This is a genomic window from Pseudomonas sp. RIT-PI-AD, assembly GCF_025642785.1.
In the GTDB taxonomy this organism is placed as follows: domain Bacteria; phylum Pseudomonadota; class Gammaproteobacteria; order Pseudomonadales; family Pseudomonadaceae; genus Pseudomonas_T.
Genome location: NZ_JANZKU010000001.1, coordinates 160,060 through 186,590 on the forward strand (window position 1 = coordinate 160,060; position 26,531 = coordinate 186,590).

General features: G+C 66.3%; 24 protein-coding genes. 14 read left to right on the forward strand and 10 right to left on the reverse strand.

Annotation, left to right across the window (positions count from 1 at the left end; genetic code table 11):
- Positions 1-5: 5 nt before the first annotated feature.
- A complete protein-coding gene (locus tag OGL92_RS00765) occupies positions 6-371 on the reverse strand; it encodes a DUF2892 domain-containing protein (RefSeq protein ID WP_263138923.1) in 366 nt (121 codons plus the stop codon).
- 194 nt (positions 372-565) lie between these two features.
- Here OGL92_RS00765 and OGL92_RS00770 point away from each other — a divergent pair, with 194 nt between their 5' ends.
- On the forward strand, positions 566-874 hold the full coding sequence (locus OGL92_RS00770) for a hypothetical protein (RefSeq protein ID WP_263138925.1): 309 nt from the start codon (positions 566-568) through the stop codon (positions 872-874).
- A 75-nt stretch (positions 875-949) separates the two neighbouring features.
- Here the strand turns inward: OGL92_RS00770 and OGL92_RS00775 are convergent, their stop codons facing one another.
- The 7 genes from OGL92_RS00775 to puuE all read right to left on the reverse strand — a co-directional run bounded on the left by OGL92_RS00775 (position 950) and on the right by puuE (position 8,514).
- Positions 950-2,407, reverse strand: a complete 1,458-nt coding sequence (locus tag OGL92_RS00775) for a nucleobase:cation symporter-2 family protein (RefSeq protein WP_263138928.1) — start codon at positions 2,405-2,407, stop codon at positions 950-952.
- A 272-nt stretch (positions 2,408-2,679) separates the two neighbouring features.
- The gene (locus tag OGL92_RS00780) at positions 2,680-4,032 is read right to left on the reverse strand and encodes a nucleobase:cation symporter-2 family protein (RefSeq protein ID WP_263138931.1); all 1,353 of its coding nucleotides are present in this window, start codon (positions 4,030-4,032) and stop codon (positions 2,680-2,682) included.
- Positions 4,033-4,264: 232 nt separating this feature from the next.
- A complete protein-coding gene (locus OGL92_RS00785) occupies positions 4,265-5,461 on the reverse strand; it encodes a urate hydroxylase PuuD (protein WP_263138934.1) in 1,197 nt (398 codons plus the stop codon).
- 46 nt (positions 5,462-5,507) lie between these two features.
- Positions 5,508-6,011 (reverse strand): ureidoglycolate lyase, encoded by a 504-nt coding sequence (locus OGL92_RS00790; RefSeq protein WP_263138937.1) that lies wholly within the window; start codon positions 6,009-6,011, stop codon positions 5,508-5,510.
- A gap of 43 nt (positions 6,012-6,054) precedes the next feature.
- The gene (alc, locus tag OGL92_RS00795) at positions 6,055-7,050 is read right to left on the reverse strand and encodes an allantoicase (RefSeq protein ID WP_263138940.1); all 996 of its coding nucleotides are present in this window, start codon (positions 7,048-7,050) and stop codon (positions 6,055-6,057) included.
- 25 nt (positions 7,051-7,075) lie between these two features.
- Entirely contained in the window at positions 7,076-7,591 is a 516-nt protein-coding gene (uraD, locus tag OGL92_RS00800) for a 2-oxo-4-hydroxy-4-carboxy-5-ureidoimidazoline decarboxylase (RefSeq protein WP_263138946.1), read from the reverse strand.
- On the reverse strand, positions 7,588-8,514 hold the full coding sequence (puuE, locus tag OGL92_RS00805) for an allantoinase PuuE (RefSeq protein WP_263138949.1): 927 nt from the start codon (positions 8,512-8,514) through the stop codon (positions 7,588-7,590). The genes uraD and puuE overlap by 4 nt, the downstream gene beginning before the upstream one ends.
- Before the next feature lie 411 nt (positions 8,515-8,925).
- On the opposite strand from puuE, the gene uraH reads away from it, so the two are divergent.
- Positions 8,926-9,279: a hydroxyisourate hydrolase gene (gene uraH, locus OGL92_RS00810; protein WP_263138956.1), complete on the forward strand. Its 354-nt coding sequence runs from the start codon at positions 8,926-8,928 to the stop codon at positions 9,277-9,279.
- Positions 9,280-9,360: 81 nt separating this feature from the next.
- Here the strand turns inward: uraH and OGL92_RS00815 are convergent, their stop codons facing one another.
- Together OGL92_RS00815 and OGL92_RS00820 are read right to left on the reverse strand one after the other, a co-directional pair.
- On the reverse strand, positions 9,361-9,990 hold the full coding sequence (locus OGL92_RS00815) for a LysE family translocator (RefSeq protein WP_263138960.1): 630 nt from the start codon (positions 9,988-9,990) through the stop codon (positions 9,361-9,363).
- A 57-nt stretch (positions 9,991-10,047) separates the two neighbouring features.
- Entirely contained in the window at positions 10,048-11,397 is a 1,350-nt protein-coding gene (locus tag OGL92_RS00820; RefSeq protein WP_263138961.1) for an NCS2 family permease, read from the reverse strand.
- A gap of 367 nt (positions 11,398-11,764) precedes the next feature.
- Here OGL92_RS00820 and OGL92_RS00825 point away from each other — a divergent pair, with 367 nt between their 5' ends.
- From OGL92_RS00825 to astD, 12 genes are all read left to right on the forward strand, one after another.
- Positions 11,765-12,532, forward strand: a complete 768-nt coding sequence (locus OGL92_RS00825) for a GntR family transcriptional regulator (protein WP_263138962.1) — start codon at positions 11,765-11,767, stop codon at positions 12,530-12,532.
- Positions 12,533-12,790: 258 nt separating this feature from the next.
- On the forward strand, positions 12,791-14,746 hold the full coding sequence (acs, locus tag OGL92_RS00830) for an acetate--CoA ligase (RefSeq protein ID WP_263138963.1): 1,956 nt from the start codon (positions 12,791-12,793) through the stop codon (positions 14,744-14,746).
- Positions 14,747-15,780: 1,034 nt separating this feature from the next.
- The gene (locus OGL92_RS00835; RefSeq protein ID WP_263138964.1) at positions 15,781-16,560 is read left to right on the forward strand and encodes an ABC transporter substrate-binding protein; all 780 of its coding nucleotides are present in this window, start codon (positions 15,781-15,783) and stop codon (positions 16,558-16,560) included.
- Positions 16,561-16,726: 166 nt separating this feature from the next.
- The gene (locus tag OGL92_RS00840) at positions 16,727-17,416 is read left to right on the forward strand and encodes an ABC transporter permease (RefSeq protein ID WP_263138965.1); all 690 of its coding nucleotides are present in this window, start codon (positions 16,727-16,729) and stop codon (positions 17,414-17,416) included.
- Between the two features lie 16 nt (positions 17,417-17,432).
- The gene (locus OGL92_RS00845) at positions 17,433-18,131 is read left to right on the forward strand and encodes an ABC transporter permease (RefSeq protein WP_263138967.1); all 699 of its coding nucleotides are present in this window, start codon (positions 17,433-17,435) and stop codon (positions 18,129-18,131) included.
- Positions 18,132-18,144: 13 nt separating this feature from the next.
- On the forward strand, positions 18,145-19,257 hold the full coding sequence (locus OGL92_RS00850) for a succinylglutamate desuccinylase/aspartoacylase family protein (RefSeq protein ID WP_263138968.1): 1,113 nt from the start codon (positions 18,145-18,147) through the stop codon (positions 19,255-19,257).
- A gap of 28 nt (positions 19,258-19,285) precedes the next feature.
- Positions 19,286-20,050, forward strand: coding sequence for an ATP-binding cassette domain-containing protein (locus OGL92_RS00855; RefSeq protein WP_263138971.1), 765 nt, complete (start codon positions 19,286-19,288; stop codon positions 20,048-20,050).
- 29 nt (positions 20,051-20,079) lie between these two features.
- Positions 20,080-21,066, forward strand: a complete 987-nt coding sequence (gene argR / locus OGL92_RS00860) for a transcriptional regulator ArgR (protein ID WP_263138975.1) — start codon at positions 20,080-20,082, stop codon at positions 21,064-21,066.
- A 458-nt stretch (positions 21,067-21,524) separates the two neighbouring features.
- The gene (locus OGL92_RS00865; protein WP_263138981.1) at positions 21,525-22,742 is read left to right on the forward strand and encodes an aspartate aminotransferase family protein; all 1,218 of its coding nucleotides are present in this window, start codon (positions 21,525-21,527) and stop codon (positions 22,740-22,742) included.
- 113 nt (positions 22,743-22,855) lie between these two features.
- Positions 22,856-23,872, forward strand: coding sequence for an arginine/ornithine succinyltransferase subunit alpha (gene aruF, locus OGL92_RS00870; RefSeq protein ID WP_263138986.1), 1,017 nt, complete (start codon positions 22,856-22,858; stop codon positions 23,870-23,872).
- 103 nt (positions 23,873-23,975) lie between these two features.
- Positions 23,976-25,016, forward strand: coding sequence for an arginine N-succinyltransferase (astA, locus tag OGL92_RS00875; protein ID WP_263138988.1), 1,041 nt, complete (start codon positions 23,976-23,978; stop codon positions 25,014-25,016).
- Positions 25,013-26,476 (forward strand): succinylglutamate-semialdehyde dehydrogenase, encoded by a 1,464-nt coding sequence (gene astD, locus OGL92_RS00880; protein WP_263138991.1) that lies wholly within the window; start codon positions 25,013-25,015, stop codon positions 26,474-26,476. Before astA ends, astD begins: the two co-directional genes overlap by 4 nt.
- Positions 26,477-26,531 lie beyond the last annotated feature (55 nt).

Sequence of the window (26,531 nt, forward strand, 5' to 3'; positions counted from 1 at the left end):
CCGTTTCAGGCGCCGGATGCCGCGTCCTTGATGGTCGCCTTGACGGCGTCCTTGGCGCTCGCGCCGACCGCCTTGGCGTCGTCGCGGAGCTTTTCCAGATTGCGTCCGGCATCGTCCAGCTTGTTACGCAGTTGACCGACTTCCTGACGCGCCTCGGCGAGGAACGCCTTGGTCTTGCTGTGGCCGGAGAAGCCGCGCTTCACCGCCACGCCGCCGAGGGCCAGTTGCAACAGGCCGCCGATACCGCCGCGGCTCAGGCCCTTGCCGATCAGGATGAAGCCACCGGCGATGGAAGCCGCGCGCTCCCAGCCATACAGATGGCCGGGTGCGGTGTCGTCGAGAAGATCCTGCTGGGAATTCGGGGTACTCATAAGCTGCTCTCCAGGAATGGGTGACTTAAAAAGTGACTGCCGGCGCGCCCAGCTGTTCAGCCTGAATCGCAGTTTTCGATATCCGGCGCCGCTCGTCCCATGGACTCCATCCCCGGGGCAACCAATGGATAAGCCGTGTTGCCCAAGGCTTATCCGCGCCTCGAGCAGGCGCCTCGGCGAATCGGAGGTCGACCATGCGTCATACCCTGCTTGGAATGTTGGGCGCCATGGCGCTGGTATGGGGAGGCGCGTCGTGGGCCCAGGACGGGCCGCTGCCGATCGTGCGCGGCGCCGGCTCGCCCGGCACCGCGACCCCGCAGCCCTATGGCCAGCCGCGAATCCAGCCGTTGCCGCGCACGCCCAGCGGCAACCCGCCGCTGCTGCGCGACGGCGGTCGGGTCGAGGATCTGGAGCGGCAACGCGACCAGCCCCTGGCCTCGCCGCAACGCAGCCCGCAACCGGACCGTGGCGCCACGCCGCCGCAGACGCATTCGGACGAGTGAGCGCGGCCGGAGGCGCCTTCGCGCGGGTTCGCGTCAGCGCGCGGAACCGCCCCGGTCGGGCGCCGCGCGCGTCGATCAGCGGCTGAGCCTGGAGGCGCCGGCAGCCGGTTCTTCGCGAGGCTCGGCGTCCTGCAGGACCTCGATCATCGAGGCCTCCGGTTCGAAGGGGTTTTCCTCGCCTTCGACCAAGTCTTCCGGCAGGAACAGGTTGAGCAGGATGGCGCTGAAAGCCCCCACGGTGATGGGCGAGTCGAAGATGTTATGCAGGGCGCCGGGCAGCGCGTTCAGGACTTCCGGCACCGAGGCCACGCCCAGGCCCAGGCCCAGCGAAATCGCCACCACCAGCATGTTGCGCCGGTGCAGCCCGGCCTCGGAGAGAATCTTGATCCCGGCCACCGCGACGGTGCCGAACATGATCAGGGTGGCCCCGCCCAGCACCGGCTTGGGCATCAATTGCAGCACCGCGCCGACCATCGGGAACAGCCCGAGCAGCACCAGGATCGCCGCGATGAAATAGGCGACGTAGCGGCTGGCGACCCCGGTCAGCTGGATCACCCCGTTGTTCTGCGCGAAGGTCACCATGGGCATGCTGTTGAACACCGCCGCCATCGCCGAATTGAGGCCGTCGGCCAGCAACCCCGAGCGGATGCGTTTCACGTACAGCGGGCCCTTCACCGGTTGCCGGGAAATCATCGAGTTGGCGGTCAGGTCGCCGGCCGCTTCCAGCGGCGTCACCAGGAAGATCACCGCGATGGGGACGAAGGCCAGCCAGTCGAAGGAAAACCCGTACTTGAAGGGAATGGGTAGGCTCACCAGCGGCACCTGGGGCATCTGCGCGAAATCCACCTTGCCCAGCAGCCAGGCAACGGCGAATCCCAGGCCAAGGCCGATGATGATCGCTCCCAGGCGCAACACCGGGACGTCGAAGCGGTTGAGCACCACGATGGTGACCAGCACCAGGCCGGCGAGCCCGAGGTTGCTCAGGGCACCGAAGTCCGCGGCGCCGAACCCGCCGGCCATGTCGGTGACCGCCACCTTGATCAGCGACAGGCCCATCAGGGTGATGATGGTGCCGGTCACCACCGGGGTGATCAGCTTGCGCAGCTTGCCGATGCACTGGCTGAAGGCCACCTCGACGAAGGCCGCGCAGAAGCACACGCCGAACAGCGTGGAAAGGATTTCGTCGGTCCCGCCGCCCCGGTTCTTCACCAGGAAGCCGGCGCTGAGGATCACGCTGAGGAAGGCGAAGCTGGTGCCTTGCAGGCACAGCAGCCCGGCGCCGATCGGGCCGAAGCGGCGGGCCTGGACGAAGGTACCCAGGCCGGAGACGAACAGCGCCATGCTGATCAGGTAGGGCACCTCGCTCTGCAGGCCGAGGGTCCCGCCGACGATCAGGGTCGGGGTGATGATGCCGACGAAGCTGGCCAGCACGTGTTGCAGCGCGGCGAACACCGCCGCGCTGAAATGCGGACGGTCTTCCAGGCCATAGATCAGGTCGGAGGGACGGGTGGGGGGAAGGTCGGGTGCACTCATATCGAAGCCTGCCTGTTGTTGTTCTCGGTCGTGGGCTTGCGCGAACCGGGCTGACGCGCCGGCGTTCCACTCGCTCGGGATGAGCGGGAAGGACTGGACCGGACTATATCAGCCTGTGGACACTGTAAAAGACAAATAGCCATTGGATTGTGTACAAAAACGTCGCCGACGGACTTGGACCGCCGCCCGGCGCTCGAGTCGGGCGCGGATTGTCGCTTCCACGCCCGCCGACGCCAAGGGCCAGATGCGCGGCCGCAGGCGCCCAGGGCGAGTCAGGGGTCCGGGTGGACGATGCAGGGCTGCACCCGATCCTTCTCGGCGAAGATGTTGAACAGCAGGTTCAGCGCCATGGCGCTCAGCGTCGCCAGGGCGATGCCGCTGTGGGTGATCGGCTCCAGCCAGTGCGGCAGATGGGCGAGGAAGTCCGGGCGGACCACCGGCGCCATGCCGATGCCGAGGCTGACCGCCACCAGCAACTGGTTGCGCCGGTCGCCGATGTCCGCCTGCTGGAGGATGCGGATGCCGGTGGCGGCGACCATCCCGAACATGGCGATGCCGGCGCCGCCGAGCACCGCCGGGGGGATCGAGGCGACCAGGAAGGCCGCCTTGGGCAGCAGGCTCAGCGCCACCAGGATCGCCCCGGCGGTCACCGTGACGTAGCGGCTGCGGACCCCGGTCATCTGCACCAGGCCGATGTTCTGGGCGAAGGAGGAATGGGTGAAGGTATTGAAGAACCCGGCGATCAGCGACGCGCCGGCGTCGCAGAGCAGGCCGCGGCGCAGGTCGGCGGGGGTGACCGGTCGCTCGGTGATGCTGCCGAGGGCGAGGAACATGCCCGAGGATTCGACGAACACGATCACCACCACCAGGCACATGCCCAGCACCGGCGCCACGCCGAAGGTCGGCAGGCCGAAATGCAGGGGTTCGACGACGCGCAACCAGGGCGCCTGCTCCAGGCCGCCGAGGTCGACCATGCCGAGCAGGCCGGCCAGCGCGTAACCGGCGACCATGCCGATGAGCACCGCGACGTTGACCCAGAATCCGCGCAGGAAGCGATTCACCAGCAGGATGGTGGCGAGCACCAGGGCGGCCAGGGTCAGGTGGTGCAGCGAACCGAAGGCGCGTGCGCCGCTGCCGCCGCCGGCCCAGTTGACCGCGACCGGGAACAGCGTGAGGCCGATGGCGGTGATCGCGGTGCCGGTCACCAGGGGCGGGAAGAAGCGCGTCACCTTGCTCATGAAGGGCGCCAGCAGCAGGCCGAAGAAGCCGGCGGCGATGGTCGCGCCGAAGATGCCCTGCAAGCCGACCCCGGGCATCCCGGCCATGGCCACCATGCTGCCGACCGCGGCGAAGCTGGCGCCCATCATCACTGGCATGCGGATGCCCAGCGGGCCGATACCCAGCGACTGCACCAGGGTGGCGAGCCCCGCCACCAGGAGGTCGGCATTGATCAGGAAGGCGGTTTCCTCGCGGGACAGCCCGGCCGCCTGGCCGACGATCAGCGGGACCGCCACGGCGCCGCCGTACATCAGCAGCACATGTTGCAGGCCCACCAGCAGCAATTGCAGCAACGGGGGACGGATTTCGGCGCGGGGGGCGGCGGAGCGTTCGGCGTCCTGGGTCATGCGGCACCTCTTTTTTTATTGTCGGGTGGACGCCCAAGCCCGCCTCCATGGCAGACGCTCGCAAGGGCGCCGTCCGGTTATACCGGTGCGCTGTAACCGATTCAATTGTTTTTTGTATACATATTCTCGGGTATTTGCATGCGTTATCTGTCCCTCGCTTGCCAGCGAATCCGCCTATCCAGAGACAAAAAAGCCCGCTGAACGCGGGCGAGGGTGAGCGGGGGCATCCGCCTCAGTCGAGGTGCGCGCCCTTGGCGATCCAGGCGCCGAGCAGGTCGCGTTCCTGCTGGGTCATCTGGGTGATGTTACCCAGCGGCATGATCGGGTTGGTGACCGCCTGAGCCTGGATCTTCGGCGCCAACTGCTGGATCTGCTGCGGGGTGTCGAACATCACGCCGGCCGGCGCGCTGGCGAACAAGGGGCTGCTGGGCTTGGCCGAATGGCAGACGCTGCAGCGTTCGTGGATCACCGCCTCGACCTGGGCGAACTCGCTCTTCGGCGTGGCCGCGCTCGCCGTGGCGGCGGGCGCGGCGCTGCGGTCGGTACCGGTGACGAAGGCCAGGCAGAGCATGCCGAGCGCGCCCACCGGCAGCGCCCAGGCGAACTTCTGGCTGCCGTGGCGGGTGTTGAAGTAATGCCGGATGAGCACTGCGATCACCGCCAGCGCGGCGAGGATCAGCCAGTTGTAGGGGCTGCCGTAGGTGCTGGGGAAATGGTTGCTGATCATGATGAACAGCACCGGCAGGGTGAAATAGTTGTTGTGCCGCGAGCGCAGCAGGCCCTTGGCCGGCAGCGCCGGGTCCGGCGTGCGCTGCTCCTCGATGGCGCGTACCAGAGCGCGTTGCGCCGGCATGATGATGCGGAACACGTTGCCGACCATGATGGTGCCGATCAGCGCGCCCACGTGGATATAGGCCGCGCGCCCGCTGAACACCCGGCTGAAGCCCCACGCGGCGAACACGATCAGCAGGAACAGGACCAGGCCGAGCAGGGCAGGGCGCTTGCCCAGCGGCGAATCGCAGAGCAGGTCGTAGACCAGCCAGCCGAGCAGCAGCGAGCCGAGGCCGATGGCCACCGCGGCGGCGGGCGACAGGTCGCTGCCGGGGGCGATCAGGTAGAGGCTCGGGTTGAGGTAGTAGACCACCAGCAACAGGGCGAAGCCGGATAGCCAGGTGCTGTAGGCCTCCCACTTGAACCAGTGCAGGGTCTCCGGCATCCGTGGCGGCGCCAGCTTGTACTTCTCCAAGTGATAGATGCCGCCGCCATGGATCGCCCAGAGGTCGCCGGACAGACCGTCGCGCGGATTGCGCCGGTCCAGATGGTTCTCCAGCCAGACGAAGTAGAAGGAAGCGCCGATCCAGGCGACGCCGGCGATCATATGGATCCAGCGAATGCTCAGGTTCAGCCACTCGGTCAGGTGTGCGTCCACGGTCGGTACCTCGTTCCCGGAGCCGGCACGGCGGCCCGGGCCTTTCTTATGGGTGGGGGGCGAGGAGGAGCTGGTCGTCCTCGGCGAAGACGTGTTCGTCGCAGTTGTTGCCCGGACCGCTACGGTCGACCACCAGGAAGTCGTCCTGGGCGTCCAGCGCCAGCACCGGGTGGTGCCAGACGCCGCGGTGGTAATTGACCCCTTGCCGGCCATCGCTGACGAAGGCGCGGATCTGCTCCGCCAGGGGCGCCGGGCCGGGCGGCGCCACCACGATCAGGAAAGGGCGGCCGTGCAACGGCATGAACGCCTGGCTGCCCAGGGGGTGGCGCTCCAGCATGCGCAGGGTCAGCGGCATCGGCAACGCTTCGGCGCGAAAGATGCTGATGATCGCGCGGTCCTCGGGCTGCGCGGTCTCGACGCTGGCCAGGCGGTGGTAGCGGCGGGTGGAGCCGTTGTTGATCAGGTAGAAGTCGCTGCCTTCGATTTCGATCACGTCACCGAAGGCGGCGAACGCCGCCTTGGTCAGGGGCTCGGGTATCAGTGTGCGCATGCTGGACGGTTCCGCTGGCGGGTTTCTCGGAGCGCGGCCGGCCTCACCGGGCGACCTTGCCGAACAGGCGCAGGCGGCTGACGCCGCCGTCGGGGAACACGTTCAGGCGCACGTGGGTAACGGGCCCGAGCGCGGCGATCTGCTCGACGAACTGGTGTTCCTGGTGCATTTGCAGTTTCTGGCTGGGCAACAGCTCGCGCCAGAACAGGCTCTGGGTCTCGATCTGGCTGTCGGTGCCGCCCTTGACGAAGGCCGCCTGGATCGAGCAGCTGTCCGGGTAGTTGCCCTTGAAATGCAGGGTATCGACGACGATGCGTTCGATCACGCCGGGATGGCCGAGGGCGATGATCACCCAGTCGTTGCCCGGGGTGCGCCGCCGCGCGGTTTCCCAGCCGTCGCCCATGTTCACGCCGCGGCCCGGGTTGAGCAGGTTGCCCATGCGCCCGAAATGCTCGTCGGAGCAGGCCAGCGCGCGGCCGCCGTTGAGCGCCGAGGCCAGGTCGAGGCTTTCCTCGCCGGGCTGGGTCGACCAGTCGCGGTGGGGGATGCCGTAGACCCGCAGGCGCGCGACGCCGCCATCCGGATAGATATTGAAGCGCAGGTGGGTCCAGGGACGCTCGTCGGCGATGGCGTGGTAGTGGTGGCTGTTGCCCTGCAGCTCGACGGCCGGCAGGACTTCGCTCCAGAGAGTGGCCTCGTCCGGATCGCCCTCGGCGATGAAGCAGGCCTCCAACGAGGCGGAAGGCGGGTAGTTGCCGGTGAAGAAGCGCGTGTCGATGTCCACGCCCTTGATCGAGCCGGGTACGCCGAGGCGGATCACCGTGTGGTCGTAGCCCTCGAAGCGCTTGCGCCGCGACTCCCAGCCGTCCATCCACTTGCCATTATCGTCGTAGACGCCTTCTTTCCATTCCGGCTCGGTGGGTTGCAGCATGCGGTCGACCGCGGCGAACCAGTCGTCGGTAACGGAAAGGGCGCGGGTGCCGAGGCGGGCGTCGGCGAGGTTGAGGTACTTCTCGAAGGGAGCGGCGTAGGCTTTCATGCAAGGTCTCGTCGGATGGGGGCGGTTACAGCGCCTGCAGGCGGAACAGCGCGATCTTGTTGATTTCCGCCAGGGCGCGGGCGAATTCCTGCTCGGGCGTGTGGTGGATGCGTTCCTCGAACGCGGCGAGGATCGCGTGCCGGTCGCTGCCCTTCACCGCCATGATGAAAGGAAAGCCGAACTTGGCTTTGTAGGCCTGGTTGAGGGCGGTGAAACGGGCGAATTCGTCCTCGCTGCAGGCATGGATGCCGGCACCGGCCTGCTCGGCGGTGGAAGCGGCGGTCAGCTCGCCGCGCACCGCGGCCTTGCCGGCCAGGTCCGGGTGGGCGTTGATCAGCGCCAGTTGCTCGGCGGGCGACGCGGCGAGCAGCACCTCGGCCATCTGTGCCTGCAGCGCGTCGATATCGTCGAAGCGGGCCTTGTCGCCCTGCTCGAAGGTGCGTGCGGCGACCCAGGGCGAGTGTTCGTAGATGTCGGCGAAGGCGGCGACGAAGGCGTCGCGGTCCAGTCGCGAGGGAGTCAGGGTCTGGAAGCGGCTCATGTCCGTGGGCCTCCGTGGGGATGGGTCGCATGCCAGTGGCGGGCGATGTCGACACGGCGGGCGAACCACACCCGCTCGTGGCCCTTGGCGTATTCGATGAAACGTTGCAGCGCGGCCAGGCGCGCGGGCCGCCCCAGCAGGCGGCAATGCATGCCGATGGACAGCATTTTCGGCGCTTCGGCGCCCTCGGCGTAGAGCACGTCGAAGGCATCCTTGAGGTAGGTGAAGAAGTCGTCGCCGCTGTTGAAACCCTGCACCTGGGTGAAGCGCATGTCGTTGGTATCCAGGGTATAGGGGATCACCAGGTGCGGCTGGCCCGGGGTGCTCTCGGGGTCCCAGTAGGGCAGGTCGTCGTCGTAGGTATCGGAGTCGTAGAGGAAACCGCCTTCCTCGCGCACCAGGCGGCGAGTGTTGGGTCCGGTGCGGCCGGTATACCAGCCCAGGGGCCGCTCGCCAGTGAGCTCGGTGAGAATGCGCACGGCTTCCCGCAGGTGGGCGCGTTCCTGCGCCTCGTCCATGTACTGGTAGTCGATCCAGCGGTAGCCGTGACTGCAGATTTCGTGGCCGGCGGCGACCATGGCGCGGATCACCGCCGGGTTGCGTTGCGCGGCCATGGCCACGGCGAACACCGTGAGCGGGATATCGTGGCGGGCGAACAGCCGCAGCAGGCGCCAGACCCCGGCGCGGCTGCCGTACTCGTAGAGCGATTCCATGCTCATGTGGCGCACGCCCTGGAGCGGCTGGGCGGCGACCATCTCGGAGAGGAAGGCCTCGGACTCACTGTCGCCGTGCAGGATGCTGCGCTCCCCGCCTTCCTCGTAATTCAGCACGAAGGACAACGCGATGCGCGCCTCGCCCGGCCAGCGCGGATGGGGAGGACTGTCGCCATAGCCGATCAAGTCGCGGGGGTAGTCAGCGTTCACTGCGGATTTCCTTCATCGAAGAGGCGCTCGGCGCGGACACGCCGGCGACTGGAATGGAAAGATTGTATACAAAATGCAGAACGCTTTGTAAATCCTCCTTTTTACTCGCCTTGCCGGGACAGACTGGGCAAGCAATCCTGCAATAAATCTGCCTGTTCGCTTGGGGTTGGCGTAAGCCCGCGAGGGCGGCATTCGGGGGCATAGCCGGCGATACGCAGCGCACCGAGAACGTGCGGCGAGCAGCGGGGCAGAAGATTTGTGTACAGGTTAATTGGTTTTTGTCTTCATTTTTTGCTGCGTGCTATGCTCGCGGCTCACCCCGCCGGCCCCTGGGGCCATGGCTTTTCACGTCACGAGGAGGAGCGGCTCGCGGCGGTCGATGCGTCGGCCACCCCTTGAGCCCAGCGCACGATGGGACGATTGACCACACATGTCTTGGATGCCGCACACGGCTGCCCCGGGAGCGATATCGAGATCGAGCTGTTCCGGGTCGAGGGCGACGCCCTGCAACGCCTGGTGCGGGCGCGGACCAATCAGGATGGCCGTTGCGACAGCCCGCTGCTGCAAGGCGAGGACTACCGACCGGGGGTCTACCAGTTGCACTTCCACGCCGGCGATTACTTCCGCGCCCGCGGCCTGACTTTGGCCGAACCGGCCTTCCTCAATGTGGTGGTGCTGCGCTTCGGCCTCGCCGCCGGGCAAGAGCATTACCACGTGCCCTTGCTGGTTTCTCCCTACGCCTACTCCACCTATCGCGGCAGTTGACCGGTCGGCCGCACTGCGCATCGGCCCGTCCTGGCGACGGGCTTTCATGGGACTGGACCGTGCCTCGGCGGCCCCCAGATGCTAGCGGCTGAGCAGGGAAGCGCTGCCCGCGCCCGCGAACAGGCCGGCACTGACCCGGTTGAACCAGACCTGGCCCCTGCCGGAGCGCAGATAGCGCGCCGCACCCCGCGCGCCCAGGCCGTAGGCCAGCTTGCACGCCAGGTCGAGCAGCGCCCAGGTGGCGATCATGCTGGCCAACTGGCCGGCCAGCGGGCGCCCGGCGTCGATGAATTGCGGCAGGAAGGCGGCGAAGAACAGGATGTCCTTGGGGTTGCTCGCGCCGAGCGCGAAAGCTTTCCAGAATAGGGCGCGGAAGCCGGGCAGGGCGGGCGTTTCCAGCTGCGCCGGGGTGGCGCCGGCGCCGCGGCGGGACTCGCGCCAGCTCTGCCAGGCGAGGTAGAACAGGTAGAGCGCGCCTATCAGCTTGAGCACCCCGAAAACCCGTTCCGAAGCCAGCAGCAGGGCGCCCAGGCCCAGGGCGGATGCGCTGAGCAGGCAGAGAGAGGCGCTGACGCCGCCGAGAAATGCCGGCAGCGAGCGGCGCAGGCCGTAGTTCAGGCTATTGCCGACCATCAACAATGACAGCGGGCCGGGGATGAGGATGACGATCAGCGCCGCGCCGCTGAACAGCAGCCAGGTTTCCAGGTTCATGGGGACTCCGGGTGATGAGGGGAGAGCGCGGCGGGGTGTCGCCGTCCCGTGCGAACCTTACAGGAAGACGAACTTGGCGACGAAGATCGCGCAGAGCACGTAGAGGCTCGGCGAGATGTCGGCGAACTTGCCGGTACAGGCCTTCATCGCCACGTAGGTGATGAAGCCCAGCGCGATCCCGTCGGCCACCGAAAAGGTCAGCGGCATCATGATCACCGTGACGATCGCCGGAATGCTCTCGGTGTGGTCCACCCAGTCCAGGTGCGCCAGGCCGCCCATCATCAGCATCGCCACGTAGATCAGCGCGCCGGCGGTGGCGTAGGCGGGGATCATCCCGGCCAACGGGGCGAAGAACATCGCCAGGACGAACAGCGCGGCCACGGTCACCGCGGTCAGCCCGGTGCGCCCGCCGACGGCCACCCCGGCCGCGCTCTCCACGTAGCTGGTGACCGGTGGAACACCCAGCAGGCCGCCGACTACGCTGGAGGCGCTGTCCGCTTTCATCGCCCGCGAGAGGTTCTCGATCCGCCCGTCCTCGCCCACCAGGTTGGCACGTTGCGCCACGCCCATCAGCGTGCCCGCGGTATCGAACATGTGCACGAAGAGGAACGCCAGGATCACGCTGATCATGCTCACGTCGAAGGCACCGGCCACATCCATCGCCAGGAAGGTCGGCGCCAGGCTCGGCGGCAGGGCGAACACCCCGGCGAAGTGGACCAGCCCCAGGCCCCAGCCGATCAGCGTGACGGCGAGGATGCTGATCAGGATGCCGCCGAACACCCGGTGGTATTCGAGCACGGCGATTGCCAGGAAGCACAACGCCGCCAGCAGAGGGCCGGCGGCGGTGAGATCGCCCAAGCGCACCAGGGTGGCCGGGCTGGCGACCACGATGCCGGCTGTCTTCAGGCCGATCAGCCCGAGGAACAACCCGACCCCGGCCCCCATGGCGTAGCGCAGGCTGGGCGGGATGCTGTTGAGCAGCCATTCGCGGATGCGCGAGAAGGTCAGCAGCATGAACAGCAGGCCGGAGAGGAACACCGCGCCCAGGGCGACCTGCCAGCTGTAGCCCAGGGTACCGACGACGCTGTAGGTGAAGAAGGCGTTGAGCCCCATGCCCGGCGCGAGCCCCACCGGCCAGTTGGCGTACAGCCCCATCAGCAGGCAGCCGAGGGCCGCCGCCAGGCAGGTGGCGACGAAGGCGGCGCCGTGATCCATGCCGGCGTCGGCCATGATGTTGGGATTGACGAAGATGATGTACGCCATGGTGATGAAGGTGGTCAGGCCGGCGGTCAGCTCGGTCTTCGCCGTGGTGCCGTGGACGCTCAGCTTGAACAGGCGCTCGAGCAGGCCGCGCGTGGGCGTCGGGGCGGGCTGCGCCGACGCTCGTTCTTCTCGGGTACTGTCCACGATGGATGTTTCCTCTTCTTATTGGCGTCGGGGGGGTGGCATCGGAAGCCATGGCCTGACCTTGGGGTCAGGATCGTGCGCAATGGATTATGCTTTTGTATACAAATAAATCAAATACTGTTTCTGGTCCTGTGGCCGGGCTTCGTGCCGCCGGCCGCCGCCGGGCCATCCAGCCCTGTGGTCCTGTAAGCGCGCCGCCAGGCGGAAGGTTGGGCGCCGGCCCTAGGGGCGGACGGGCGTCCGCCTGCGGGTCGGCGTTCCCCCGCTTGTGTACAATGCCGGCTTTCTCCACGCCGGCCGGGCGTTCCTTCGCCAGCGGCCTGAGCTATAAGAGGCGTGGAATGGATCGAACTGGAAAACGGGAACGATGAGCCAACAGTTGCCCCTCAAGAAGCAGCCGCGCGCCGGCAAGAGCACGCGCAGCGGGACGCAGGACGACGTGGTCTATGCGCACATCTTCGATGCGATCCTGGAGCAGCGCCTGGCGCCCGGCACCAAGCTGAGCGAGGAGGCCTTGGGCGAGATCTTCGGCGTCAGCCGTACCATCATCCGGCGGGCCCTGTCGCGGCTCGGCCACGAGGGCGTGGTGCTGCTGCGGCCCAATCGCGGCGCCGTGGTGGCCAGCCCGAGCGTCGACGAGGCGCGGCAAATCTTCTACGCGCGGCGCTTGGTGGAGCGGGCGATCACCGAGCTGGCGGTGGAGCACGCGACGGCCGAGCAACTGGCCGACCTGCGCCAGATGGTGAGCGAGGAGCAGGCATGCTTTTCCCGCGGCGACCGTGGCGCCGGCATTCGCCTGTCCGGCGAATTCCACCTGAAGCTCGCCGAGGCGGCGCGCAACGCGCCGCTGATCGGCTTCCAGCGCAGCCTGGTGTCGCAGACCTCGTTGATCATCGCCCAATACGAAAGCGGTGGGCGCTCCCATTGTTCCTACGACGAACACAACCGCCTGATCGACGCCATCGAGTCGCGTGACGCGGCCCTGGCGGTGAGCCTGATGATGCACCACATGGACCACATCGACGGCAAGCTGAACCTCGACGAAGAGGGCGCCTCCGACGACCTCCATGCCGTGTTCTCCCACCTGCTGCAAGGCAAGAAGAAGGGCGGCCGCGCGGGTATCGAACCCGCCTGAGTCCCCTCGGCCCGCTCGGCGGCGCTCCGTTTATCGCGTCGCTGCCGGTCTGGACGCCTCCAGGTTCCCCGCCGACTAAGCTGATCACCGAACGCGGGCTTTACAGCGTCCGGGTTCCTCGTCGCGTTGCAGCCGTTTCGACCGGTAAGACCATGGTCGAATGGTTGCGCGTGGCCGTCATGGCTACAAATGAACCCACGCGAAATCTGCGTTTCCTACAAGAACAATTCAGTACAACGACTCAGCCGAGGTAATCCCATGAGTGCCGCTTCCCTGTATCCCGTACGCGCCGAGGTGGCTGCCCAGACGCTGACCGACGAAGCCACTTACAAGGCGATGTACCAACAATCGGTGATCAACCCCGACGGCTTCTGGCGCGAGCAGGCCCAGCGCCTCGACTGGATCCAGCCGTTCACCAAGGTCAAGCAGACGTCCTTCGACGATCATCACGTCGACATCAAGTGGTTCGCCGACGGCACCCTCAACGTGTCCTACAACTGCCTGGATCGTCACCTCGAGGAGCGCGGCGACCAGTTGGCGATCATCTGGGAAGGCGACGACCCGTCCGAAGAGAAGAGAATCACCTACCGCGAACTGCACGAGCAGGTCTGCAAGTTCGCCAACGCCTTGCGCGGCCAGGACATCCACCGCGGCGACGTGGTGACCATCTACATGCCGATGATCCCGGAGGCGGTGGTGGCGATGCTCGCCTGCGCGCGCATCGGCGCGATCCACTCGGTGGTGTTCGGCGGCTTCTCGCCCGAAGCGCTGGCCGGACGGATCATCGATTGCAAGTCGAAAGTGGTGATCACCGCCGACGAGGGCCTGCGCGGCGGCAAGAAGACCCCGCTCAAGGCCAACGTCGACGACGCCCTGACCAACCCGGAAACCAACAGCGTGCAGAAGGTCATCGTCTGCAAGCGCACCGGCTCCGAGATCAAGTGGAACCAGCACCGCGACATCTGGTTCGAGGACCTGATGAAAGTGGCCGGCAGCGTGTGCGCGCCGAAGGAGATGGGCGCCGAGGAAGCGCTGTTCATCCTCTATACCTCGGGCTCTACCGGCAAGCCCAAGGGCGTGCTGCACACCACCGCCGGCTACCTGCTGTACGCCGCGCTGACCCATGAGCGGGTATTCGACTATCGCCCCGGCGAAGTCTACTGGTGCACCGCCGATGTCGGCTGGGTCACCGGCCACAGCTACATCGTCTACGGCCCGCTGGCCAATGGCGCCACCACGCTGTTGTTCGAGGGCATCCCGAACTACCCGGACATCACCCGCGTCGCCAAGATCATCGACAAGCACAAGGTCAACATCCTCTACACCGCGCCTACCGCGATCCGCGCGATGATGGCCCAGGGCAAGGCGGCGGTCGAAGGCGCGGACGGTTCCAGCCTGCGCCTGCTCGGTTCGGTCGGCGAGCCGATCAACCCGGAAGCCTGGCACTGGTACTACGAAAGCGTCGGCCAAGGCCGTTGCCCGATCGTCGACACCTGGTGGCAGACCGAGACCGGCGGCGTGCTGATCAGCCCGCTGCCCGGCGCCACGGCGCTCAAGCCGGGCTCGGCGACCCGCCCGTTCTTCGGCGTGCAGCCGGCGCTGGTGGACAACCTCGGCAACATCATCGAAGGGCCCGCCGAGGGTAACCTGGTGATCATCGACTCCTGGCCCGGGCAGGCGCGCAGCCTGTACAAGGACCACGACCGCTTCGTCGACACCTACTTCAAGACCTTCAAGGGCATGTACTTCACCGGCGACGGCGCGCGCCGCGACGAGGACGGCTACTGGTGGATCACCGGCCGCGTGGACGACGTGCTCAATGTTTCCGGGCACCGCATGGGCACCGCCGAGATCGAAAGCGCGATGGTCGCCCATCCCAAGGTGGCCGAGGCCGCGGTGGTCGGCGTGCCCCACGACATCAAGGGCCAGGGCATCTATGTCTACGTCACCTTGAACAGTGGCGAGGAATATTCCGAGACCCTGCGCCAGGAGCTCAAGGCCTGGGTGCGCAAGGAAATCGGGCCGATCGCCGTGCCGGACGTCATCCAATGGGCGCCCGGCCTGCCGAAGACCCGCTCGGGCAAGATCATGCGGCGCATCCTGCGCAAGATCGCCACCGCCGAATACGACTCCTTGGGTGACATCTCCACCCTGGCCGACCCGGGCGTGGTGCAGCATTTGATCGACACCCACCGCGACATGCAGGCCGCCTGATCCGCGCCGACCGACCCGCCTCCGTTCCCCGGAGGCGGGTTTTTTCATGCCCGTTCAGTCCCAGGCTTCGATCAGCACCACCTCGACCTGCGTCGACCCGGAGGCCGGGCGTACCTCCAGGGTCACCTCGCGTGCGCCTTCGATGAACCGGCCGGGTTCCACCTCCTGGAACGCCTGTGCGTGCAGCTACGTTTCCATGGGATCCAGCACCTGTGCCGGTGACGCCTGGGCGCCATAGCCGAGGGTTACCACAGCCGGCTTCGGGCCATCCGCCGCGCTATGGCGATAGCGCGCACTCGTCCCTTCAGTCGGGAGGGTTCGAAGCGGGTCGGGTGTCAGCAGCCAATGCTCCAGCGAGTCTCCGCCATATCTTCATCCAGCAGAGAAGCTATACCGTCCGAGGCCTACCAGCCTCAGCAGGGCCGAAACAGGGCCGCTTTTCATCGGATGGCTTCCATCAAAGATCATGCTGGCCGGTCTCCGCTCATTCGAAAGAATGATCTGGACATTGCTTGTGGGCGCGGGAGCACAAAACCGACATGTCGGGTCGGTGCGCCGGAAAGCGATAAAGCCTGCTCATGTGAGGGTTCCACACAGACGAATATCGGGATTGGGCGTATGCCCAAAGCGAGGTGAAAAGGTAACGTTCACCCCGAAAACGCCCCGTTTTCGTTTCTTTCCGAGGGTTTTCAACGGGTCATGAAAAAATGAATCTTGTTTTAACCTATTGTTTCCAAATATAAAGAGAATTACCGGCGCAGATATTGCTTTATTCCAGGGTTGCGCTGCGTGTCTTATCGGTCATATTTTGCCTGGCCTGTCAATATGCCTGGGCTGTCGTCCAGAGTCTTTTGTAATTACTTGTCGCATTGAGGAAATATCGGCTTTCGGGCTGTCGCTAGAATGCGGACACTCAGCCGCAGCCCGGCTGCGCGCGCGATAGGCGCGGCAGTCGATACTCCCTACAATTCAGCGCGGCGGGCCTCGATCCTCGTCTGCCATCGAATTCAAAGCCAATCGAACGGAGTCACAAGATGAAGAAGATCCTGCTTCTAGGCGCCCTGGCGCTGTCGGTGCTGTCGCCGCTGACCATGGCCGAGGACGCCAAGCCGCTGCGCATCGGCATCGAAGCCGCCTATCCACCGTTCGCCTACAAGACGGCCGATGGCCAGATCGCCGGGTTCGACTACGACATCGGCAATGCGCTGTGCGCCGAGATGAAGGTCGAGTGCAAATGGATCGAGCAGGAGTTCGATGGCCTGATCCCCGCGCTGAAAGTACGCAAGTTCGACGCCATCCTGTCCTCCATGTCCATCACCGACGAGCGCAAGAAATCCGTCGACTTCACCGGCAAGTACTATTCCACGCCGGCCAAGCTGGCGATGAAGGCCGGCACCGAGATGAAAGACCCGCAGACCGACCTGAAAGGCAAGAAGATCGGCGTCCAGCGTTCGTCCATCTATGACCGTTATGCCACCGAGGTCTTCGTGCCGTCTGGCGCCGAAGTGGTGCGCTACAGCTCGCAGAACGAAGTCTTCCTGGACCTGGCCTCGGGTCGCCTCGACGCCACCCTGGCCGATTCGGTGAACATCGACGACGGCTTCCTCAAGACCGATGCCGGCAAGGGCTTCGCCTTCGTCGGGCCGGACTTCACCGACGAGAAATATTTCGGCGAAGGCCAGGGCATCGCGGTGCGCAAGGGCGACAAGGCACTGGCGGACAAGATCAGCGCGGCGATCCTCGCCATCCGCGCCAACGGCAAGTACAAGGAAGTCCAGGACAAGTACTTCCAGTTCGACGTTTACGGCAAGTAAGCGTCCGGCATTCGAGCAGCAGTTCCCGCTCCGGCCCCGCCGGGGCGGGCGAGGGTGAGGCGGGCCCGATGCGGGCCGTCACCGTGTTTCCCGCCAGGACTCATGAGCGCCGCGCTGCCTTGGGCTTTCCGTCCCTCAAACACCTCATTTCCGAGGACTCGACATCATGCTGAACGGTTACGGCGCGACCATCGTCGAGGGGGCCTGGCTCACCCTGACGCTGGCGCTTTCTTCCATGGCGGTCGCCATCCTGCTGGGCCTGATCGGCGCCGCGTTCAGGCTGTCGCCGCTGCGCTGGCTGGCGCTGCTCGGCGAGACCTATGCCACGGTGGTCCGCGGCATTCCCGACCTGGTGCTGATCCTGCTGATCTTCTATGGCGGCCAGGACTTGGTGAACCGGGTGATGCCGTTGTTCGGCTACGACGATTACATCGACCTCAACCCGTTCGCTTCCGGCGTCTTCACCCTGGGCTTCATTTTCGGCGCCTACCTCTCGGAAACCTTCCGTGGCGCCTTCATGGCGATCCCGCGCGGGCAGGGCGAGGCGGGCGCCGCCTACGGCATGAGCGGCATGCAGGTGTTCTTCCGCATCCTCGTGCCGCAGATGATCCGCCTGGCGATCCCCGGCTTCACCAATAACTGGCTGGTGCTGACCAAGGCCACCGCGTTGATTTCGGTGGTCGGCCTGCAGGACATGATGTTCAAGGCGAAGAACGCCGCCGATGCCACCCGTGAACCCTTCACCTTCTTTCTGGCGGTCGCCGGGCTTTACCTGGTGTTGACCAGCGTGTCGCTGCTGGCCTTGCGTTACCTGGAAAAACGCTATTCCGCCGGTATCAAGACGGCGGAACTATGAGCCGGGGAGCCGACCTATGATTTTCGATTACACCGTCATCTGGGGCAGCCTGCCGCTGTACTTCGGCGGCGTCCTGGTGACCCTCAAGCTGCTGGCGATCTCCCTCGCGTGCGGGCTGTTGGTCGCCGTCCCGCTGGCGTTGATGCGCGTCTCGCGGCAGCCCCTGGTCAATCTTCCGGCCTGGCTGTACACCTACGTGATCCGCGGTACGCCGATGCTGGTGCAGCTGTTCCTGATCTACTACGGCTTGGCGCAATTCGCCGTGGTGCGCGAGAGCGCGCTCTGGCCCTACCTGTCGAACGCCACGTTCTGCGCCTGCCTGGCTTTCGCCGTGAACACCAGCGCCTACACCGCGGAAATCCTCGCCGGCAGCCTGAAGGCCACGCCCCACGGCGAGATCGAAGCGGCCAAGGCCATGGGCATGTCGCGCGGCAAGCTGTACCGGCGCATCCTGTTGCCTTCGGCCCTGCGCCGGGCACTGCCGCAGTACAGCAACGAAGTCATCATGATGCTGCACACCACCAGCCTGGCGTCCATCGTCACCCTGGTGGACATCACCGGTGCCGCGCGCACGGTCAACTCCCAGTACTACCTGCCGTTCGAGGCGTTCATCACCGCGGGTGCGTTCTACCTGTGCCTGACCTTCGTGCTGGTGCGCCTGTTCAAGCATGCCGAGCGCCGTTGGCTGGCCTATCTCGCGCCGCGCAAGGCCTGAGGGAGCGAGCCCCATGCAACGCATCGACCGCGACCTGCCCTGGACCTGCCCCGGCACCCGACGCCAGCTCAGCCTGTTCCGCTTCGGCAGCGGCCCGCGCAAGGCCTATATCCAGGCTTCGCTGCATGCCGACGAGTTGCCGGGCATGCGCGTGGCGGTGGAGCTGAAGCGGCGCCTGCGCGAGCTGGAAAGCCAGGGTCGCCTGCGCGGCGTGGTGGAACTGGCGCCGGTGGCCAACCCGATCGGCCTGGGCCAGGTGTTGCAGGGTGTGCACCAGGGGCGTTTCGAGCAGGGCAGCGGGAAGAACTTCAATCGCGATTTCTTCAACCTGGCCGATGCCGTCGTACCACTGGTCGGTGACCGCCTGGGCACGGATACGGCGGCCAACGTGGCGCTGATCCGCGAGGCCATGCGCGCCGTGCTGCACGCCTTGCCCCCAGCGACCTCCGAGCTGCAGGGCCTGCAGCGCCTGTTGCTCGAGCACGCCTGCGACGCCGATGTGGTGCTCGACCTGCACTGCGATTTCGACGCCGTGACGCATCTGTATGCGCTTCCCCAGCAATGGCCGCAGTGGCGCTCCCTGACCGCGCGCCTGGAGGCTGGCGCGGTGCTGCTGACCGAGGATTCCGGTGGCTATTCGTTCGACGAGGCCTGTTCCATGCCCTGGTTGAACCTGTCCCGGCGTTTCGCCGAGGCGGCGATCCCCCTGGCCTGCCTGGCGGCGACCCTCGAACTGGGCGGCATGGCCGATACCGGGCCGGCGCAGGCCGAGGCGAGCGCCGAAAGCATCCTGGCGTTTCTCGCCGAGCAGGGTCTGCTCGATGGCGAATGGCCGAGGGTGCCCGAGGTCTGCTGCGAAGCGACGCCCTTCGAAGGGGTGGAGCTCGTCTATCCGCCCCATGCCGGTGTGGTGAGTTTTCTCCGCCCGGTGGGCGCCCGGGTCGCGGTCGGCGAGCCGCTGCTGGAAGTGATCGACCCGCTGGACGACCGTCATACTCTGGTTCGCGCCTCGGTGGACGGCGTGCTGTACGTACGCGAGCGCACGCGTTTCGCTCAACCCGGCCGCTGGCTGGCCAAGGTGGCCGGCCGACATCCCATTCGTCACGGACGCCTGCTGAGCGACTGATTTCTCCGCTTTCTTGAGAGCCCATACCATGTACAAACTCGAAGTCCAGGACCTGCACAAGCGCTACGGCAGCCACGAAGTGCTCAAGGGCGTGTCCCTGGCCGCCAGGGCCGGCGATGTGATCAGCATCATCGGCTCCAGCGGGTCCGGCAAGAGTACCTTCCTGCGCTGCATCAACATGCTCGAGCAGCCCCATGGCGGCAAGATCCTACTCAATGGCGAGGAGCTGAAGCTGGTGCCGAACAAGGACGGCGCGCTCAAGGCGGTGGACGCCAAGCAGTTGCAGCGCATGCGTTCGCGGCTGGCGATGGTGTTCCAGCACTTCAACCTGTGGTCCCACATGAGCGCGCTGGAAAACGTCATGGAGGCGCCGGTGCACGTGCTCGGCGTCCCCAAGAAGGAGGCGCGGGAGAAGGCCGAGCACTACCTGGCGAAGGTCGGCGTGGCCCATCGCAAGGATGCCTTCCCGGGGCATATGTCCGGCGGCGAGCAGCAGCGCGTGGCCATCGCCCGGGCCCTGGCGATGGAGCCGGAGGTCATGCTGTTCGACGAACCCACTTCGGCGCTCGACCCGGAGCTGGTGGGCGAGGTGCTCAAGGTGATACGCGACCTGGCCCAGGAAGGGCGCACCATGGTGGTGGTCACCCATGAGATGGGCTTCGCCCGCGAGGTATCCAACCAGTTGATCTTCCTGCACAAGGGCCTGGTGGAGGAGGTGGGTTGCCCGAGGGACGTGCTGGCCAATCCGAAATCGGAACGCTTGCAGCAATTCCTTTCCGGCAGTCTCAAGTAAGTGCCGAATCTACGGCTAGAATGCCAGCCATGACCGCGCCCGCCCAACGAATCGGCTTCCTGCTGTGGCCCGCTACCCGGGCCGTGACCCTGGCCCTGGCCGAGGAAGCCCTGCGCGTCGCCCGGCGTTTGCATGCCGACGCCTGCTACGAATTGACCTTCCTGCATGCCGAGCCCCTCGCCGACGGCGCCTGGGGGTTGCCCGGGGAAGCCTGGAACGGTCGCCTGGAGGGCTTGCAACGGATCTTCCTGGTCGCCGACGAACCGGTCACCGCGGTCGCTCAGCCCCTGGCGGGCGTGCTCAAGCAACTGGTGCGCGGGGGCTGCGTGATCGGCGCCCTGTCCGCCGGGGTCTACCCCCTGGCCCAGCTCGGCCTGCTCGACGGCTATCGCGCCGCGGTGCACTGGCGCTGGCAGGACGACTTCACCGAGCGCTACCCGAAGGTGATCGCCACCAGCCACCTGTTCGACTGGGATCGCGATCGGCTCAGCGCCTGTGGCGGGCTGGCGGTGCTCGACCTGTTGCTGGCGTTGCTGGCCCGCGACCACGGCGCGGAGTTGGCCGGCGCGGTCAGCGAGGAGCTGGTGGTGGAGCGCATCCGCGAAGGCGGCGAACGCCAGCGCATCCCCTTGCAGAATCGCCTCGGTTCCAGCCATCCGAAGCTGACCCAGGCCGTGCTGCTGATGGAAGCGAACATCGAGGAGCCCCTGACCACCGACGAGATCGCCCAGCACGTCTGCGTTTCCCGACGCCAGTTGGAGCGCATCTTCAAGCAATACCTCAATCGCGTGCCGAGCCAGTATTACCTGGAACTGCGCCTGAACAAGGCGCGGCAAATGCTGATGCAGACCAGCAAGTCGATCATCCAGATCGGGCTGTCCTGCGGGTTTTCGTCGGGGCCGCACTTTTCCAGCGCCTACCGCAATTTCTTCGGCGTCACTCCGCGCGAGGATCGCAACCAGCGGCGCGGTGGCAGCGCCTTCGAGGGCGGTTCCTCGGTGGTGGAGCGCGGCTGAAGCCTCGCCCGGCGTTCACTCGGTAGGCCGAGATATATCGGTCGGATCGTCCCGTCTTAGGCCCTGCCTGGCGGCAGTGCGCCAGCTCGGTCGCTCGGTCCCGGTTCGCTCGGTTTTTCGCATCACGCGCAACCGGCTGTGCCTTCAAGGCTGCGAATATTTTCGCGCGTCGAAGCGGTACCCGGACTCCACCCGCAGCCTTAGACAGGGCTTCTTTGGGTCTTTGTAAGAAAGCCGATACTTCCCCGTGATTAGTGTGGAGAAAATTTGCCAGGCTTGCGCCGAAACCATGCCGGAGCGTTTAGACTGCGCCATTCCGACGCTTTATGTCGCATTGCCATAAGCCGCGGAAAATCACGGGTTGCCGCTATAAGAAGTTGTCGCATGGCGGCAATGACGGCTCCTGTGCAGTCCCTACAATCCTTTCATCGATAGCCGTTCAAGGCAGGAGAAACCCGATGTCTGTTGAGCATGCCGCGGTGCAACGCGCCGATTTCGACCAGGTGATGGTTCCCAACTACGCGCCCGCCGCCTTCATTCCGGTGCGCGGCCAGGGTTCGCGCGTCTGGGACCAGGGCGGTCGAGAGCTGGTCGACTTCGCCGGGGGCATCGCCGTGAACACCCTGGGCCACGCCCATCCGGCGCTGGTGAAGGCCTTGACCGAGCAGGCCAACGCCCTCTGGCACGTATCCAACGTGTTCACCAACGAGCCGGCGCTGCGCCTGGCAAAGAAACTGGTGGACGCCACCTTCGCCGAGCGGGTGTTCTTCTGCAACTCCGGCGCCGAGGCCAACGAGGCCGCGTTCAAGCTGGCGCGTCGGGTCGCCCACGATCGCTTCGGGCCGGAGAAGTACGAGATCATCGCCGCCTCGAACAGCTTCCACGGGCGCACCCTGTTCACCGTCAGCGTCGGCGGTCAGCCCAAGTACTCCGACGGTTTCGGGCCGAAGATCCAGGGCATCACCCATGTGCCCTACAACGACCTGGAGGCCCTGAAGGCCGCCCTCTCCGACAAGACCTGCGCAGTGGTGCTGGAGCCGATCCAGGGCGAGGGCGGTGTGTTGCCGGCCGAGCGCGCTTACCTCGAAGGTGCCCGCGCGCTTTGCGACGCCCACGATGCGTTGCTGGTGTTCGACGAGGTACAGACCGGAATGGGGCGCACCGGCTCGCTGTTCGCCTATCAGCATTACGGCGTCACCCCGGACATCCTTTCCAGCGCCAAGAGCCTCGGCGGCGGTTTCCCCATCGGGGCGATGCTGACCACCGACGCGCTGGCCAAGCATCTCGCCGTCGGCACCCACGGCACCACCTACGGCGGCAACCCGCTGGCATGCGCGGTGGCCGAGGCGGTGATCGACGTGATCAACACGCCGGAGGCGCTCGATGGCGTCAAGGCACGCTCGGAGCAGTTCATGCAGCGCCTGCGCCAGATAGGCGAGCGCTACGGCCTGTTCAGCGAAGTGCGCGGCCTCGGCCTGCTGATCGGCTGCGTGCTCAGCGACGCCTGGAAGGGCAAGGCCAAGGACGTCCTCAACGCCGCCGAGAAAGAGGCGCTGATGATCCTCCAGGCCAGCCCCGACGTGGTGCGCTTCGCGCCCAGCCTGGTGATCGAACAGGCGGACATCGAAGAGGGCTTGGCGCGTTTCGAGCGCGCGGTGGCCAAACTGACTCAATAGGTCGTCGGCGCGCCGCGCCGACCCTATCCCCGTTCATGCGTGAACCGGCGCGAGCCGGTTTTCTCCGGACAGCCCACGGGCGGCCCGGAGCTTTTCTTGAAAGGAGTGGCACCATGCTGGTGATGCGCCCTGCGCAAATGTCCGACCTGGCCGATGTTCAGCGTCTGGCTGCGGACAGTCCGGTCGGTGTCACTTCGCTGCCCGACGACGCCGAGCGGTTGAAGGACAAGATCCTCGCTTCCGAGGCCTCGTTCGCCGCGGAGGTCAGCTTCAACGGCGAGGAGAGCTACTTCTTCGTCCTCGAGGACACCGCCAGCGGTCGCCTGGTCGGGTGTTCCGGGATCGTCGCTTCCGCTGGCTACTCCGAACCCTTCTACAGCTTCCGCAACGAAACCTTCGTTCACGCCGCCCGCGAACTGAAGATCCACAACAAGATCCATGTCCTGTCGCTCTGCCACGACCTCACTGGCAACAGTCTGCTGACCAGTTTCTATGTCGAGGCGCCGCTGGTGAACACCGTGCACGCCGAGCTGAACTCCCGCGCGCGCCTGCTATTCGTGGCCAGCCATCCGGAACGTTTCGCCGACGCGGTGGTGGTGGAGATCGTCGGCCACAGCGACGAACACGGCGACTCGCCGTTCTGGGATGCGGTCGGGCGCAACTTCTTCGATATGAACTACGCCGAGGCCGAGCGCCTCTGCGGCCTGAAGAGCCGGACCTTCCTCGCCGAGCTGATGCCGCATTACCCGATCTACGTGCCGCTGCTGCCGGATTCCGCCCAGGAAGCCATGGGCCAGGTGCACCCGCGGGCGCAGATCACCTTCGATATCCTGATGCGCGAGGGTTTCGAGACCGACCACTACATCGACATCTTCGATGGCGGCCCGACCCTGCACGCGCGCACCTCGGGCATCCGCTCCATCGCCCAGAGCCGCGCGGTGCCGGTGCGCATCGGCGAACTGGCCAAGGGCGGCCGGCCGTACCTGGTGAGCAATGGCCTGTTGCAGGACTACCGCGCCGTGGTGGCGGAGCTGGACTGGGTGCCCGGCAAGCCGGTCATGCTGTCCCTGGAAACCGCCGAGGCCCTGGGTGTCGGCGAAGGCGCCAGTGTGCGCCTGGTAGCGGTTTGATTCCTTTTGTCGCGGGCCTCGAGCACCCCCTGGGGCGGCCCGCGACAGCCCTTCTTTCAGCTGTGGCGAAGGCCTGCGGCGTGAAACCCATCCGGAGGATGTCATGATCGTTCGTCCCGTACGCAGTGCCGATTTGCCGGCGCTGATCGAGCTGGCGCGCAGCACAGGCGCGGGCTTGACCACCCTGCCGGCCAACGAGGAGCGTCTCGCGCACCGGGTCGGCTGGGCGGAGAAGGCCTTCGCCGGCCAGGCCGACCGGGGCGATGCGGACTACCTGTTCGTCCTCGAGGACGATGCCGGCCGGGTCGTCGGCATTTCCGCGATCGCCGGCGCCGTCGGCTTGCGCGAGCCCTGGTACAACTACCGGGTCGGCTTGACCGTGAGCGCGTCTCAGGAGTTGAAGATCTACCGCGAGATTCCCACGCTGTTCCTGGCCAACGACCTGACCGGCAACTCCGAGCTGTGCTCGCTGTTCCTGCACGCGGACTACCGCAGCGGCCTCAATGGCCGCCTGCTGTCGAAGGCGCGCTTCCTGTTCATGGCGGAATTCCGCGAGCTGTTCGGCGACAAGGTGATCGCGGAGATGCGTGGCATGTCCGACGCGGACGGCCGTTCGCCGTTCTGGGAAAGCCTCGGCAGGCATTTCTTCAAGATGGAATTCAGCCAGGCCGATTACCTCACCGGGGTCGGCAACAAGGCTTTCATCGCCGAGCTGATGCCCAAGTTTCCGCTCTATACCTGCTTCCTCTCCGAGGACGCGCGGGCCAGCATCGGTCGCGTTCACCCGGACACCGAACCGGCCCTGGCGATGCTCAAGGCCGAGGGCTTCAACTATCAGGGCTACGTCGACATCTTCGACGCCGGTCCGGCCATCGAGGCGCCCACCGGGGCGATCCGCGCGGTGCGCGACAGCCAGGCGCTGGTCCTGGCGATCGGCACGCCGGGCGACGACGCCGAGCCCTACCTGATGCACAACCGTAAACGCGAGGATTGCCGGATCACCGTCGGCACCGCGCGCATGGCCGCCGGCACCCTGGTGGTCGACCCGGCCACCGCCAAGCGTCTGCAACTCGGCGCCGGCGCCCAGGTCCGCGCGGTACCGCTGTCGGCGCGATCGCTGCAGGAACAGGAGACGAGTCGATGAGCACGCACTACATCGCCGGCCAGTGGCAGGCCGGGGAGGGCGAAGCCCTGGAATCCCTGAACCCGGTGACCCAGGCGTTCGTCTGGCAGGGCCGTGCCGCTTCCGCCGCGCAGGTCGATGCGGCGGTGCGGGCCGCGCGTGCGGCCTTCCCGGGCTGGGCGCGGCAAACCCTGGACCAGCGCATCGGCGTGCTGGAACGTTTCGCCGTGGCCCTCAAGGCGCATGCCGACGAGTTGGCGCGCTGCATCGGCGAAGAGACCGGCAAGCCGCTGTGGGAAGCGGCAACCGAAGTGACCAGCATGGTCAACAAGGTCGCCATCTCGATCCAGAGCTACCGCGAGCGCACCGGCGAGAAGCACGGCGTGCTGGGCGATGCCAACGCCATCCTGCGCCACAAGCCCCATGGCGTGGTGGCGGTGTTCGGGCCCTACAATTTCCCCGGGCACCTGCCCAACGGGCACATCGTGCCGGCGCTGCTGGCGGGTAACGCGGTGCTGTTCAAACCCAGCGAGCTGACCCCCAAGGTCGCCGAGCTGACCCTGAACTGCTGGGTCGAGGCCGGCTTGCCGGCGGGCGTGCTCGGCCTGCTGCAGGGCGCTCGCGACACCGGCATCGCCCTGGCCGCCCACGACGGCCTCGACGGCCTGTTCTTCACCGGCTCCAGCCGCACCGGCCACCTGCTCCACGAGCAGTTCGCCGGGCACCCGGACAAGATCCTGGCCCTGGAAATGGGCGGGAACAACCCGCTGGTGGTCGACCAGGTGCAGGATCTCGATGCCGCCGTCTACACCATCATCCAGTCCGCGTTCATTTCCGCCGGCCAGCGCTGCACCTGCGCGCGGCGCCTGCTGGTGCCCCGCGGCGAATGGGGCGACCGGCTGCTGGAGCGCCTGGCCGCGGTCAGCGCCACCTTGGCAGTCGGCGCCTACGATGCCCAGCCGGCCCCTTTCATGGGCTCGGTGATTTCCCTGGCGGCGGCCGAGCAGTTGCTCGAGGCCCAGCGCCAACTGATCCGCCAGGGCGCCGTCGCCCTGTTGGAAATGACCCAGCCGCGTTCGGGCGCGGCTCTGTTGACAGCGGGCATCCTCGACGTCAGCGCGGTGGCGCAGCGCCCCGACGAAGAGTTCTTCGGCCCGCTGTTGCAGGTGATCCGCTACGGCGAGTTCGATGAGGCCATCCAATTGGCCAATACCACTCGCTATGGCCTGGCGGCCGGCCTGCTGTCCGATTCGCGGGCGCGTTACGAGCGTTTCCTGCTGGAGAGCCGTGTCGGCATCGTCAACTGGAACAAGCAGCTCACCGGCGCCGCCAGCAGTGCGCCGTTCGGCGGCATCGGCGCCTCGGGCAACCATCGCGCCAGCGCCTATTACGCGGCCGACTATTGCGCCTATCCGGTGGCTTCCCTGGAAAGTGAAAGCCTGGCCCTGCCGGCGACGCTGAGCCCGGGTGTGCGCCTGTGACTTCATCCACGCCGGCCCAGGGAAGCGATCGCCGGCGTTTTCTTCACTGCCGTTT